This is a genomic window from Teredinibacter purpureus (genome assembly GCF_014217335.1).
In the GTDB taxonomy this organism is placed as follows: Bacteria; Pseudomonadota; Gammaproteobacteria; order Pseudomonadales; family Cellvibrionaceae; genus Teredinibacter; species Teredinibacter purpureus.
On the sequence record NZ_CP060092.1, the window covers coordinates 959842 to 973485 of the forward strand.

Sequence of the window (13644 nt, forward strand, 5' to 3'; positions counted from 1 at the left end):
CCATTTACCGGTGGTGGCTTTTAACAAATGCATGGAGCAAGCAATGTTGCTGCCATGCACTGCCGAAAGCTCTGAAACGTGCTACCTTGCTGCTTGCATTAACCGTTCATACTCGCAGCTAGGTAAGCTAAGTGCCGTATTATTGATTATTGTGATGCGGTATGCTGATCGAAATTTTTCAACAGTATAATAAAACGTCGGTTCTACGAGCTTGAAATTATTTATAATTGTTCGTATTACGATAATTCGTATGAGCGTTATTCTGCTAGCGGTAGAACGCACTGCTCAACACGTTAAGTTCTATAAAAAATAATTGCTCTAGCTCAAGTGATCGAGCCACTAAAAATAATACGCGAATATCGTGGCTGTAAAACAGGCCCAAATAGTGAAACATTAACGACGTATTCAACCAATAAACAATGCTTCTATCGATAGAGAAATAACAATGAAAAATGGATTAAAAATTGGACTAATAGCGGTTGTAGTTATCGCCATAAGCTCGCTTTCGGCGTGTATTTCACCCGAGCGATATCGTACCGATTACAGCGTATGTTCATCGGCAAACCCCCAGGAAGAATGTCAAACAAATGCCATACAAAAATCGATTGATTCAAGCGGTGGTAACGAAGATTACACCCTTGGATTTATTGAATTTGATGATCAAGGGCAGCTGTGGGACAGAGCGCAAATGGATTCGGTCCTTACCCAAGTTGCTATCGATGCCGCCGATCAGGATGTACTCGCCGTGGTGTTTGTGCACGGGTGGAAGCACAGCGCAAAAGCCAACGACGACAACATCACCAATTTCCGAGGCACACTGCGAAACCTGAGCGCTATGGAATCGGCCATTAGTGCCGCCAGTAATATCCCAGCACGAAAAGTAGTGGGTATCTATTTGGGTTGGAGAGGTGGCTCAATCAAAATGCCGGTGGTAGAAGAGCTTAGCTTTTGGAATCGTAAAGAAACGGCCCATAAAGTGGGCTATGGCGGTACCACAGAGGTTCTAGCACGGCTAGACGAATTGCGTAGAACCAAACGCGCAATGGCAAAATTAGATAACAAAAATAGTAATACTCGCTTAGTTGTCATTGGCCATAGTTTCGGTGGGGCCGTTGTCTACTCGGCATTAAGCGAAATATTGGAATATGGTTTTATCCATACAGAAGGCCCAGATGCCATCGCAAGTGACACCATCGGGTTTGCCGATTTGGTCGTACTCATTAACCCTGCGTTCGAAGCCCAGCGTTACGCCAACCTCGCTGAAATGTCGACAGAACGCGGCAGCTATTTCCCCGGCCAATTACCAGTACTCGCCATATTAACCTCAGAGTCTGATTTGGCGACCAAAGTAGCGTTCCCAGCGGGGCGTTGGTTCTCAACAATGTTTGAGCGAGAGCGAGAGGTTGAGCGTTTTAATCCAGTATTGCAGCAGCCATACGTAATCGACCAAGGTAAGGCAAATGTTACCGCGGTAGGGCATTTTGATATCTTCCGCACGCATTACCTTAGCTCAGAAACCGCGCGATCAATGGATGCAGAAACAATAGAGCAGCAGTGGAAATTTAACCTTGATGACGAAGTTAAGTTATTCCTAGCGGCGAGCGATAGCTGGGAGAACGATCACCCTAGCAGCGTTATACCCTTTAAGGGCTCTACCCTGACACGTACTGAAGATTCTGCAGGTCGAAATCCATACCTCAATATTCGTGTTGATGAGCATCTTATTCCCAACCACAACGATATTTACGATCCGCGAATAGAAAGTTTTATTCAGCAATTAATTATGATCTCGTCGCAGCGTGGCCCGCTTGACGAAAGACGGTCATTAAGACCTGATGCACCTGCGGAATAAATGTCATCGGTAAATAAGTGTAATTACAGACTATAAAAATGCAAAAGAAAACGGACGATGGTCGATGAAGTGTTATAGCTATTGGTGCGTTTTCTTGTTTTTATTGATGGCGACTCATGCGCGTGCAGAGTGCATCATCCTTCTGCACGGGTTAGCGCGAACAGACTCGTCAATGCACACACTCGAAAAGCATCTCAAACAATCCGGTTATCAAACCATTAATCAACCTTACGCTTCTAGAAGCGCCAGCATCGTAGCGCTTTCCGAAAGTGCAATAACTCAGGCTGTTGCACAATGTACAGAAGATACAAAAATTAACTTTGTGACCCATTCTTTAGGCGGAATATTAGTGCGGCAGTATCTGGCGAAAAACACGCTTAAGCGTTTACATCGTGTCGTTATGTTGGGGCCACCCAATAAAGGTAGTGAAGTTGTTGATAAACTGAAAATGCTGCCAGGCTATAGTTTTATCAATGGCAAAGCAGGCCAAGAACTTGGGACAGAAAGTGACAGTGTACCCAATAGCCTAGGTCCGGTTACCTTTAAACTGGGCGTCATAGCGGGCAATCGTAGCATCAACCTGATTTTATCTTGGCTAATACCTGGCGAAGACGATGGAAAAGTGTCAATAATAAACACCAAAGTAGAGGGCATGAGTGATCATATTGTACTGCCCGTTACCCATACTTTTATGATGAAAAATAAACAGGTAATAGCCCAAACCATTCACTACATTCAGCATGGCTACTTTAAAAAAATGTCGGTAACGAATTAAAACAGTATTGTCGACTCAATAGAGTTAAGACCACTGTTTAACCTTACATAACACCGCCTAAAAGTGACGCGGTGTACCATGCGAAAGAGATGGGTTTAAAAATGGTTAGTATCGGTTTATTTCCCTGTTAACACCCGCTGCTATGGGCCAACATTAGCGTGCAACAAAATATGCCATTACTAACGCGTTATACGAAAAGCCAGTTTCTATTCAATTGCTAACAAAAAAGGCGCACGTTCAGCGCCGTCCTACGCACTACAATAATAGAAAGTCTGAGCGCATTAAAGTGCCGGAGATGGCGTTTTCACGCCAGTACTTTGTTGCTATACCTACAGACGTACTGTACTCGCCAGCCAAAGGAGATTGCCACCGGCCTATTGAATGCGAGTGTCTAGCCCGCATAATGCTCGCTAAAAAACAACCTAGCAGGCATTGTAAACCGGCTAACATATAGGGATGATAGCGCCCTGTGAAATCGCGCCCGCATGGCATAATTTCACAGTACCCACAGGCCCTATAGTAAAAATTGAACGGAAATTAAATGAAAGTTGATGTCATTGTTTTGGGCGCTGGTGCAGCCGGCTTAATGTGCGCGGCTACCGCAGGTAAGCGCGGTCGTAGTGTGTTGGTGCTGGACCATGCGAACAAGCCGGGTAAAAAAATACTCATGTCGGGTGGTGGGCGGTGCAACTTTACGAATATGGACGTAACCCCCGATAACTATTTATCGGATAATGCGCATTTTTGTAAATCGGCCCTAAGTCGATACACACAATGGCATTTTATCGAGCTTGTCACCCAGCACGGCATCGCCTATCACGATAAAGGCGAGGGGCAATTATTTTGCGATAATAAGGCCAGCGATATTCTTAATTGTCTACTAAAAGAATGTGAGGCAGCGGGTGTAACGGCGCAAACCCACACAGAAATAGAACGCGTCGAAAAAAACGCACAGGGCTTCACTGTAGAAACAAAACGTGGCGATTACCAATGCGAAAGCGTTGTTGTGGCAACCGGCGGCCTCTCTATTCCAACCATGGGCGCTACGGGGTTTGGGTACACACTCGCCGAGCAGTTTGGGTTGAAAGTAAAACCGCGAACCGCCTCATTGGTGCCGTTCACGTTATCGGGACACTGGCAAGACCTCACGGCACCGCTATCGGGCGTATCGTTGCGTGCCTGCGTTTCAAGCGATCGCAAAAGTTTTACCGATGAGCTGCTCTTCACTCACCGGGGGCTTAGTGGCCCTGTCATCTTACAAATTTCAAATTATTGGGCACTCGGTGAAAAAATTACAATAGATTTCCTGCCCGCCGAGAATCTTACCGAACTAATGGCTGGCTGGCGAAAAAATAACGGTAAACAAGAACTCAAAAATCTATTGGCCACAAAAATACCAAAACGTTTCGTACAAATGTGGCTTGACGCAACCCACAATGCGCGTGACCCGATTAAAAGCAAAACTATTGCTGAATATACAACCGCAGATATAGAACGCTTAACCGAGTATTTCCACCGATGGGACGTAAAACCCTCAGGAACGGAAGGCTATAGAACCGCTGAGGTAACACTTGGCGGTATCGACACGGACGAGATTTCATCTAAAACGTTCGAGGCCAAAAATATACAAGGCTTATATTTTATAGGCGAAGTACTTGATGTTACGGGTTGGTTAGGCGGCTTTAATTTTCAGTGGGCTTGGGCGAGTGGATGGTGCGCGGGCGAGGTTGCCTAAGAGATAAACAGGTGTAAAGTGCAGTTGTGGCCCTGCACTTTAGTTGTGGCATACAAGCCGCTATCAGGCCAAAAATAGCTATCGTTATTTTCGGTAAGAAAAAATAATTGTGTTACTCTTTTTTATCGAGGTTAGTAACTTTAACGGTTGCGGCTTTGGTTATGGTGCTAACCTTGGTTGTGGCGATGAGTGTCTTATCAACGCCGTAAGCATAAAAAAGCTTATACACAAGCGATTTCTTGTTCTGCTTAGTTTCAAGTATTAGGTTCTCTCTATCAATTTCCGATAAATCATATGCCTTTAATGCTTCTCGTGTAGCTTGCTGAGAGAGCGTATAGAACTCCGAATAAATTTCAGCCGTCATCGCGTCTTGGTCTAATGTCATACTAAACTCTAACTTTGTAATAAAAATAATTATAAGGAAGCCAATCTGGTGGAATAACCCGCAACCCAGAGAGAAAGTTCTCTAGCATTATCCCACAGATACACGTAATAGCTTAACGGAGTTGACGTCGCAACAATAGAACATTATGACCGACTTACAGTATTCCAACCACTACACGGTACTTTTAGGGTGATACTCAATGCTTGTCTGTAAGCTCGGGATTAACGGCCCCTATGATCACAGTGGTGACTAAGCGATGCCAATTATGGGATGAGCTAATACGCCTGATGGCTTGGCCTACTCACCGCTATAATGAAAATAACCAGCCAACCTGAAAAAAAGATGCCAGACCAGAGGAAGAGTTGTCACTTCCATAGCCTATACCAGGCTCAAGATAAAAAGTGCCGAACTGAAACGTTGTACTAACGCCAAAATATTTAAATTTGTCCCTCGTATTGTAAGAATCAATGACTCTTAGGTTGTTATTCGAGACCAAATACATATCGTGTTCATCGGAACGCGACATGCCCGCAATAATCTGTGCTGAACGAAAATAACGACTTTCACTCTTATAAAAACTGAACCCGCCTTCAACGCCATAGGCGTCACCCCAGTAAAAACCACTTACCTGAATAGGTAGACCATTAAGCTCCTTCTTTACAACAACATTTAAAAGGGCAGGAGAGCCCAAATTAAAACCTATCTCTGTCTTGTTTGCATCGCCAAAACAAAAGCTTGACGAAAGAGCTAACAAAACCCGCAAACCCCATTTTCTAAACATCCACTATTCCTTCTCTATTCAATACCAAAACAGAATTTTGCCACATAGAGCCACTATGAGGATGTGTCTTGTCTTACATTTCGATTAACACGTGCGAAAACAACGTAGCGAGCGCCCGAGTGCGGATTAATAGGGCAAAAGCGGCATTCACTCCATGAAAGTATTAACCCGCGGAACGATAACACCCTTTCTCGTTAAAATGCGTGAAAAACGCCTGCGCGCAATACCTATCATGTAGGCATTCTACAGGGTATCGGCACTTTGGTTGAGCCCAACGACATCGGTATCGCTATCCGTACTAGGCTCTTCTATCCATTTGTCAAACCGTGGAAGAGTGTTAACCAAATAGGTAAAAACGCGTAAGTGGTACAGCCATTATCATGCGACACCTGAAGTACTGAGTATTGTCGTATGCCTGCAGCTTTTTCCTTGAAGGGCTTCTGTCGCCTAAAGCCGAATTATTGTGATTAAATTATCTTTCGTGACTTATTTAGCAAAAATTTAGTGATTCTTAAGGACATTAGTCTGGCGTTTATCGATATTGGTCAAATGCCGTGGTGATGTGAAAGCGTACTTTAGTAATGGGCACAATGCTAAAGGCGACATTATAAATAAAGGAGCGATTACGAGTGACCAAAACATACAGGTTCTTTTTACTCTTTGTTGCCGCGGCGTCGTTTGTAGGTGGCATGCAAATGGATGACTGGCATGCGAACCCTGATAACGAGACAAGTATAGGCGAGGTCATTTGTTTGCCCGAAATACCCCCAATAATTAACGCGAAAGAGATTGATTACGCTGATCAACACACAGCATTGCCCGAGTGTTCGGAAAGTGTATTGCCGGCGGAACTAAACATTGAAGGTGACAGCGGTAGCGCTATTGAAGCGCAGCTGGCCTATCTCAACATGCAAGCGAGTGTTAACAACTATGACCGCTGGGTGGAATCACACGCCGCTAAGGCTGCACAATTTATTGTCGCCGACGCAATGCAGAAAAATTTTAATGAGGAAGACGTCGAACCAGATTGGTCGTACCGAGAGGAGTTAAACGTTACGGATATGTTCTATGAAAGCGACGAGTTGGAGGGGTTAGCATTGTTAGAGGTTGAATGCCGAAAAACCCAGTGTCGTGTAACGGTAGCGGCCAACAATATAGCGCAAGCCAATGAGATAGTCGCCCGAGTATCCAATGGGTTTGCAAGCGAGAATGATTATCGTCAGTTGGTGGCCGCGCCAAGCCACGAAAAAAGGGCAACAACACTATATATTTCCCGAGATAGTGATGGGTTTAAATTCGACGAGTAACGGTTGTACGTTACGGCTAACAATGGATGTTAGTCATTCTAGAGTGCAAAGAGCAGTATTTCTTTGAAAATATTTATAGATGCAAACGGAACACGCATAGATAAATAATTAATTATTATAACTGGAGAGCAATATGAAACTAAGAAAAATAGCGATTGCCGCACTATTAATGAGTGGAATATTTTCGGGCGGGCCCGCTTTTGCAAATGAACATGCGGTAGAAAGTTGTAGTTGGACTACCAGTACAATATCACAAACGTATTATTGGTTAACCGCAAAAAGCGACTACAACTGTACCTTAGTTGGAAGTGGTGCAACGGTAAAAACCATGACAAGAACGATAACGCAGCAAAAAGCACCGCTTCCAAATGGCCAAGTGCCAGGGGCACCCACGTGCAGTATTGTTGACCATGGCGTATATACCCACAGCGGCTCCTGCAATAACCCAACATTAATTGTGCCTCAGCCTCCCAATACCGATCCAGACCCAGAACCCTGTGGTGCGCGCGGCGGTGATTACTGGGGCTCAGTGTCACAGCAGGGTGTGACGAGCAGCGTTATCAACCAGGTTAACGCATTTTGTGGCGTATGCAGCTTTACCATAAGACCACTTTATAGCCCTGCAAGTAGCAATACTCCTCTGGGAATATGGTGTCGTAATTAAAGAGGCGGGTGTTAACGGGTATGTGTGAATATTAAAACCAATACCTGAGCATACCGTTGGTTAAAATCAAATCGCGTACGATAGTTTTATCTGCGTGCTTTAAAAAAGGCTCCTTAATTCCCAACATATTGTGGGTTAAGGAGCCTTTTTGCTGGCCGCAAAACGTCTACTTATGCCGAAGCCATTCGGGCTGTCAATTCGAGCGTATCGCGTGTTATACACATAAAAATACTGCTAGATTATTCCGCATGCGTATTCCGCCCAAACTGAGTGGCAGGGTTATTCGTAGTGCCGCCTGATTTCGGTTTTGTTGGCGCTCTACTCCTGTTGTTTAAGGAATAAATGGATTGGTGTTGCCCTTAGATTGTGGTAGTCACTAATAAGGGCGGCTCATTACGGTTTGTTTGGCATTGTGACGAGAAGGTCTTATCGGGGCGCCCGTATTGATTGTTGATTGGCCTAAAGTGGCGCACTTGATTAGCGTCAAGGCAGGGCATTCCTATTGACCTGATGGCGCTAAATCGAAAAGAGACCAAAGGTATATGGAATATGTTCAGTGGTGTGGTATTTGCCACAGATAATCGTTTATTAGTTGGCCCTAGAATTAAAATCTGTATTGGGTATAAACTGGCTCTTAATTCACGAACTTTAACGTCGTACTGACATATATCCACGCTGTATAAATACTATTGCTCTATGCCTAGATTTAGGTATATAAGTATAAATGTTGTGGAAATGCGTCTTAACGACGTTGAATAAACTGTTAGGATATTTCTATCAATCAATCTAGGGGATTTATGAAAAACTTATATTTCACAATTTTTGTTTTATGTTTGTCTGGATGCGCAACTGCATATGGTAAATATGGTTTCTCAGGTGGCTATAAAGATAAGCAGTTAGATGATGGGTCTATTGAAGTTTCGTATCAGGGAAACGGTACTACTTCTCCAGAAACAGTCGAGCTATATTGGGAAAAACGAGCCGCAGAATTATGCCCAAGTGGATATGATATCGTTTCAAAAGAAAATGGTGGTCACAGTAGTTATTACCCAGTGCAAGTATTTCACCCCTTAACTGAGGGTGTTATTAAGTGCCTTGGTGATGGTTAACAGTGCAATCCTAACAAGCCGCTGTAGAAGGACAGTTTTTCCGCCGCTTAAATTTATGGCGAAAAGACTGCCATAAATCAATCAGTAGACCTGCACCACTTTGGCGGACAGTTATTTACTGTTTAGTTAAAGGGGTAAAAAATGGGTTTAACAAAGAAGAAACATTACGAAAGCTACACGTTGGCTTTTAAAGTCAAGGCGGTGAGAGAGAGTAAGAAGCGTGGCGTTAGGGCGGTCGATGTTGCTAAGGCGCTTGGGATTCATCCCGTCATGCTTTACCGTTGGCGCCAAGAATATAAAGAAGGCCGTCTATCCGAGAATAAACACATGCAAATTAAAGCCCCTCCACCCAAAAAGTCTAGAGAAGACAGTGACGCACTTAAGCGCGCAGAAACGCGAATAAAGGAATTGGAAAAACGACTAGCCTCCAAAGAGGAAGAGGTCGTTATTCTAAAAAAGGCAAAACGGTTCTTCTCGGATCAGCGCAGGAAAGATACGCGTTCATAGAGGAGAACCGGGGGGCTCATAAGGTCGTTAGGATGTGTGAATATCTGGATGTCTCAACAACTGGCTATTACGATTGGCGCGAGCGTGGGGAAAGCAGTCGAGCGCAGTACGATAGTATTCTCGTTGATGAGATAACAAAGATGCATGTAGGTCATGAAAGAAATTATGGCGCTATACGAGTTCACCCATACCTAAAAAACCTAGGGTTTCCCTGTAGTCGCAGGCGGATCAACAGATTAATGAAAGCGTATTCAATAACCTCTATATACCACGCATATCGGCATAATCGCGCTTCAGGCAGTAATTCATTAAAGGTGGATAATGTATTAGCTGAGTCGCCACCAGCAGCATCGGTAGGTCGACATTGGGCTGGGGATATGACATACATTAAGACTCGAGAGGGGTCTGTATATATGGCGGCTGTACTAGACCTATTTACTCGTAAGGTTGTTGGTTGGGGTTTTTCCAGAAACCATGATGCCGATTTGGTATGCGGCGCGCTGAAGATGTCGTTGGAATATGAAGAGGCAAAACCTGGGTGTTTGTTTCATAGTGATCAGGGCTCGGAGTACTGCTCGGACATTTATCAGGAGGCCGTAGCGAACGCAGGCATGGTTAGTAGTATGAGCCGAGCTGGTACGCCAACAGATAATGCTTTTGTAGAATCATTTTTTAAGACATTAAAGAATGAATTGGTGCATCATTGGAAGTTTAATAATATGGTCGAATGTGTCGCTAGGATTGTTGACTACGTTGAGTTTTATAATGAGGATAGATTACACTCTAGCCTCAATTATGTATCACCAAATACATATCAAAATATAAATGTTTAGTGTCCGTCAAAGTGGTGCAAGTCTACAGCTCCAAAACTGCCTCTAAGCGGGGCGTTAGGGCCAATATGAAATTAAGCATTACAATTCTTTTCTTCGTGTGTTTTTTGGCAGGCTGTATTCCGCCTAGTGCAATGCTCAAGACTCAGAGTTTACAGGAAGTTGAAGCTGGCTTTGTTGCAGATAGTGATTCGGGTAAACTATTTCTTTCGAATGAGGATGTGGATATTGCCGCAGAGGAAATTACTCAGGTTCTAAGAGAGTTTGATTTCGAGCGTACTAATCAGAGTGTATCTTTTGGGCTGTTACCAGCAACCGGACATACCCAAAACCTTGGCTTTAAGTTGGGCGAAAATATTTACGTTCAAGCCTATGTTGAAATTTCTAAATCGAGCGTGAAAGTTGTATTCAGAGAGATGGAGTTAGAGCACGGTAAAAATAACTTCCTTACAGACGAGAAGGAGCGGCAAAGTGTAAAATCGGCCACAGCGGCCGTTACGCAATATTTAAAGTCCAAAATAGGAACGCGGAGCATTAGAGTATTAACTTATGAAAATCCGCCAAAGCCCTAACAAATGTGTCATAAGGACATTTTTTATTTCGCTTCGTTTTGGGGTGGCTGCGCCACTGTACCCCAAAACTACACTACATAAAAAATGCCTCATACACAGGCGTTAGGCATTAAGAGTAATGAAGAATATTGTAATTTTTATCGTTGTATTTATTGCTGCATTTTTAAGCGGAGTGTTTTCAAGTCTTCTTGTTACGAAGAATCAGCAAGAGGCAATTTTGCTGAAAACGCTTAGCTTAGGTGAAGTCTACATTTCTCCTCAAACGGAGCAGTCGGATTATGAGTTTCGCGCTAGCACCGCGAATAGTATTGTGGAATACGCCGAAAAATCGGACTATGACAGCCTTTTGTCGTTCGCCTGTATGCATTTGAATTTTAGTGCGGAAGATCTTAAGCCAATGGTTTGGGAAGGTGCTAGTAAATTCGATTACGCCGTCGAGCTCAAAGGAAAATCTATGGAGAACCTAAACGAGCTTCGTAAACGAGGCTTTTGCGAGTAGCATGCCTAACCAACTCAGCAAGCGGGACCTCCGTTCCGCTGTTTGTTTTAACGGTGGCCGCTACGCTACCGCAAAAATAAACAGCTCCACTACGGCCCCTTCTGCAGGGCGTTAAATAGCTCGGCAACATACTATTTATACGGCGTGAAGATTTCAGTTTTAAACTTACATTTTTAGCTGTGTAGTGGTTTTAAATATTATGCTAGTTTCATAACGAAACAGTTCGTTTAGCTCTACCAGCATTAAACCGTGCAAACCACTCTAAAAGTCTGTTTTAGTATTTTAAGCTTTACTGGTTTCAAGCATATTTTAGTAACTCGTAAAAAGTGTTATTTTCGAGCGGGTAGTTTTAATGAAGAAAAAAGCAGAGCGGGGTAGTGGTGTAAAGTTTACCGGTCGTTCTTCTTAGGGTTTTCAGGTTTAGCGTTTACGGGTGTTCATGTAGCGTTGTTCGCCACTTTGGTAGCAAAGCTCCATTTGCGTTCCGCAACGCAGTGTTGGTGTTGTTTGGTGTATCGCCATTTAACAAGGCCATCATGCTGCGCCAGCAAGCTGGCTGGACAAATTTTCCGTTGTTTGTTTTGTGCTTTAACGCTACGCTAGCACAAAAAAACAACTCCAAATTTGCCGCATATGGCGGCGTTATGGCGGGTTTAAATAATTTGTAAATCGTTCCAGAATACTGTCCAATTTGAGAACTAGCAGTTTAGTAAGTGCAAACGTCGAGAAAGAGCAAATAGTTTCACTCGGCACAAGAATGTAGTGAAGTGGTTACAATAGAAAGCATTGGAATAAGGTGAGCGCAAACCTGTTCGTTCTTTGGTTTACCGTTTAAAAACCCACTGCGAAATGAAACAGGTAGTTCGCATCTTCAAGGCTCCATCAAGAAGGTGCGAATTGTTAGAATAGTGGATTAAACTGGTTGGGTTTTTAATAGGCTAAAGTTCCGCGTTCGCTCCACAAAGAGCGCTGTAGAAAGTAAGTGCCACCCAGCTCATAACAAATCGCTGCACTCGGACGCATATTGCTACGCTCGTTTTTATGTATGTCGCGGTGCTCCATTTTACATAAAAACGCTCTCCGCAATATGCGCCGGTGAGCTCGGCGTTATACCTAAAGTCGAATATCGATTATGGAAGAAATATTCAAAGTAATTTCAGAAAAGCCAGAATACGCAGCATGGGCATTTGGTCTTATAAATGCGTTATGGCTAGCTTTCTTATACTTTAACAAGAAGAGGCATGAGCGCGAACTTATTGCGGTTAAACAGTCTTTTGATCTTGATCTGGAAAGGCGTAAAAAAGTTTTTGAAATGAAAGCAACTCAATACGAGTCATATTTTAGGCACATTGACGCTATACATAATAAGCATCAAACCGACTACCAAGATGTGCTCACTCCTATAATGAATGAATTTATGTCCTCATACTTACAGGCATGTGACCGCAATGATGAGGCTGATGCTACTCAGGCTACAATTCGGTTTTCTGAGCAGATATCAAAAATAACTCGCGATGGATTCCAAGAGCTTGGTGTTATCGAATCCGAGACAAATAGTTTGCGATTAACGGCCAGTGACGAAGTTGCCGTTCTTCTTGATGAAATAAAAGAGTTATATGATCAGCTATTTACTATCTCAGGAAAAATGATGTCTGATTTAGTTAAAATCACTATTGAAAACGACCAAGAGTTAGCGGCTACGAATCAGGCTGGACTTATGAGAGTGGGAGAGCTAGCTAAAAGTAAGGCTAAGGAACTACGTGAGCAAATGCGCAATGACCTTAAGCAAATATAAGTATAACAAAGCTGTCATAGGGACATTTTTTGCTTCGCTCCGTTTTGGGGTGGCTTCGCCACTTTACCCCAAAACTCCGCTACACAAAAAATGCCCCATACAGCGGCGTTAGGCAATCATACCGACTATGTCAGAAATAACTAGACACTTAATAGATTTAGAAAATCTACCAGAATATTTTCCGACGCAGAAACATGAAGGACAGTTTTGGGAAGCTCTTGGCCGAGCAGTTGCTACTTTCGGGTTTTTAGAAGATACATTGTGTAGAGCAATTTATGCTTTTTCTGTAACACAGACCTACAAGGAAGACGAAATTGAGGATGCGTTGAAAAAAATACTGGTGAAGGTAAGAAGATCGATGTCAGATCAATTGTGGGGGTTAATTGAAACCTTTGGGAAAGCCGTTCGCGAACACCCTGAAGCAACAATTGAAAACCTCGATGATCTTATTCAATGCTTAAAAGAGGCAGCTGAAATTCGGAATGTTATCTGTCATGCTTCATGGCCCAAGCCAAATGATGAAGGTTTTTCTATTCCTCGCTTCGTTAATAAAAAGGAACTGATTTTTCTTACCCCGATAAGCATAAAGGAATTGCACCAGACAAGAGAAAATGCAGCCGAATTAGTATGTGCAGTTGCAAATACCGTCACTCATATGGGTTGGCAGTTTCCTGGCACTAATGGTCCAGGAAAGAAGATCTCGCAATGAAAATGTCGAAGCCTAACAAGTTTAGCCACACGACAAATATTGCTTCGCTTCATTTTGTGTATGGCTCCGCCAATATACACAAAATTCCGCTGCACAATATTTGCGTGTGCTAAAAGCGTTAGTT

14 protein-coding genes are annotated in these 13644 nt (G+C 43.4%); 12 read left to right on the forward strand and 2 right to left on the reverse strand.

Translation table 11 applies throughout. From position 1 onward, the window contains the following. Positions 1-445 precede the first annotated feature (445 nt). The 3 genes from H5647_RS04025 (at position 446) to H5647_RS04035 (ending at position 4362) form a co-directional block, all read left to right on the forward strand. On the forward strand, positions 446-1852 hold the full coding sequence (locus H5647_RS04025) for an alpha/beta fold hydrolase (RefSeq protein ID WP_045856492.1): 1407 nt from the start codon (positions 446-448) through the stop codon (positions 1850-1852). A gap of 64 nt (positions 1853-1916) precedes the next feature. Next, on the forward strand, positions 1917-2627 hold the full coding sequence (locus tag H5647_RS04030) for an esterase/lipase family protein (RefSeq protein WP_162926278.1): 711 nt from the start codon (positions 1917-1919) through the stop codon (positions 2625-2627). Between the two features lie 541 nt (positions 2628-3168). Continuing rightward, positions 3169-4362 carry a BaiN/RdsA family NAD(P)/FAD-dependent oxidoreductase gene (locus tag H5647_RS04035; protein ID WP_045856494.1) on the forward strand — a complete coding sequence of 398 codons (1194 nt, stop codon included), beginning with the start codon at positions 3169-3171 and terminating at the stop codon, positions 4360-4362. Positions 4363-4474: 112 nt separating this feature from the next. On the opposite strand, the gene H5647_RS04040 is transcribed toward H5647_RS04035, so the two are convergent. Then, a complete protein-coding gene (locus H5647_RS04040) occupies positions 4475-4747 on the reverse strand; it encodes a hypothetical protein (protein WP_045856495.1) in 273 nt (90 codons plus the stop codon). Positions 4748-5054: 307 nt separating this feature from the next. Beyond that, the gene (locus H5647_RS04045; RefSeq protein ID WP_052691859.1) at positions 5055-5528 is read right to left on the reverse strand and encodes a hypothetical protein; all 474 of its coding nucleotides are present in this window, start codon (positions 5526-5528) and stop codon (positions 5055-5057) included. A gap of 629 nt (positions 5529-6157) precedes the next feature. Here H5647_RS04045 and H5647_RS04050 point away from each other — a divergent pair. The 9 genes from H5647_RS04050 to H5647_RS04090 all read left to right on the forward strand — a co-directional run bounded on the left by H5647_RS04050 (position 6158) and on the right by H5647_RS04090 (position 13520). Continuing rightward, a complete protein-coding gene (locus H5647_RS04050) occupies positions 6158-6835 on the forward strand; it encodes a hypothetical protein (protein WP_045856496.1) in 678 nt (225 codons plus the stop codon). 133 nt (positions 6836-6968) lie between these two features. Next, positions 6969-7499 (forward strand): hypothetical protein, encoded by a 531-nt coding sequence (locus H5647_RS04055; RefSeq protein ID WP_045856498.1) that lies wholly within the window; start codon positions 6969-6971, stop codon positions 7497-7499. A gap of 797 nt (positions 7500-8296) precedes the next feature. Beyond that, complete coding sequence (locus tag H5647_RS04060; protein WP_045856500.1) at positions 8297-8608, forward strand: CC0125/CC1285 family lipoprotein; 312 nt, start codon at positions 8297-8299, stop codon at positions 8606-8608. A gap of 141 nt (positions 8609-8749) precedes the next feature. After that, positions 8750-9115 carry a transposase gene (locus H5647_RS04065; protein WP_045856502.1) on the forward strand — a complete coding sequence of 122 codons (366 nt, stop codon included), beginning with the start codon at positions 8750-8752 and terminating at the stop codon, positions 9113-9115. Beyond that, entirely contained in the window at positions 9112-9948 is an 837-nt protein-coding gene (locus tag H5647_RS04070; RefSeq protein WP_236075025.1) for an IS3 family transposase, read from the forward strand. The genes H5647_RS04065 and H5647_RS04070 overlap by 4 nt, the downstream gene beginning before the upstream one ends. A 65-nt stretch (positions 9949-10013) precedes the next feature. Continuing rightward, positions 10014-10517: a hypothetical protein gene (locus H5647_RS04075; RefSeq protein ID WP_045856505.1), complete on the forward strand. Its 504-nt coding sequence runs from the start codon at positions 10014-10016 to the stop codon at positions 10515-10517. Between the two features lie 118 nt (positions 10518-10635). After that, positions 10636-11016, forward strand: coding sequence for a hypothetical protein (locus H5647_RS04080; RefSeq protein ID WP_045856508.1), 381 nt, complete (start codon positions 10636-10638; stop codon positions 11014-11016). Between the two features lie 1132 nt (positions 11017-12148). Further along, a complete protein-coding gene (locus tag H5647_RS04085; protein ID WP_045856510.1) occupies positions 12149-12811 on the forward strand; it encodes a hypothetical protein in 663 nt (220 codons plus the stop codon). 127 nt (positions 12812-12938) lie between these two features. Beyond that, on the forward strand, positions 12939-13520 hold the full coding sequence (locus H5647_RS04090) for a hypothetical protein (RefSeq protein ID WP_045856511.1): 582 nt from the start codon (positions 12939-12941) through the stop codon (positions 13518-13520). The last annotated feature ends 124 nt before the right edge of the window (positions 13521-13644 follow it).

Bases quoted from the DNA above. Each gene is read 5' to 3' on its own strand.
- H5647_RS04025 (WP_045856492.1), top strand. From the start codon at position 446: ATGAAAAATGGATTAAAAATTGGACTAATAGCGGTTGTAGTTATCGCC.
- H5647_RS04030 (WP_162926278.1), top strand. From the start codon at position 1,917: ATGAAGTGTTATAGCTATTGGTGCGTTTTCTTGTTTTTATTGATGGCG.
- H5647_RS04035 (WP_045856494.1), top strand. From the start codon at position 3,169: ATGAAAGTTGATGTCATTGTTTTGGGCGCTGGTGCAGCCGGCTTAATG.
- H5647_RS04040 (WP_045856495.1), bottom strand. From the start codon at position 4,747: ATGACATTAGACCAAGACGCGATGACGGCTGAAATTTATTCGGAGTTC.
- H5647_RS04045 (WP_052691859.1), bottom strand. From the start codon at position 5,528: ATGTTTAGAAAATGGGGTTTGCGGGTTTTGTTAGCTCTTTCGTCAAGC.
- H5647_RS04055 (WP_045856498.1), top strand. From the start codon at position 6,969: ATGAAACTAAGAAAAATAGCGATTGCCGCACTATTAATGAGTGGAATA.
- H5647_RS04060 (WP_045856500.1), top strand. From the start codon at position 8,297: ATGAAAAACTTATATTTCACAATTTTTGTTTTATGTTTGTCTGGATGC.
- H5647_RS04065 (WP_045856502.1), top strand. From the start codon at position 8,750: ATGGGTTTAACAAAGAAGAAACATTACGAAAGCTACACGTTGGCTTTT.
- H5647_RS04075 (WP_045856505.1), top strand. From the start codon at position 10,014: ATGAAATTAAGCATTACAATTCTTTTCTTCGTGTGTTTTTTGGCAGGC.
- H5647_RS04080 (WP_045856508.1), top strand. From the start codon at position 10,636: ATGAAGAATATTGTAATTTTTATCGTTGTATTTATTGCTGCATTTTTA.
- H5647_RS04085 (WP_045856510.1), top strand. From the start codon at position 12,149: ATGGAAGAAATATTCAAAGTAATTTCAGAAAAGCCAGAATACGCAGCA.
- H5647_RS04090 (WP_045856511.1), top strand. From the start codon at position 12,939: ATGTCAGAAATAACTAGACACTTAATAGATTTAGAAAATCTACCAGAA.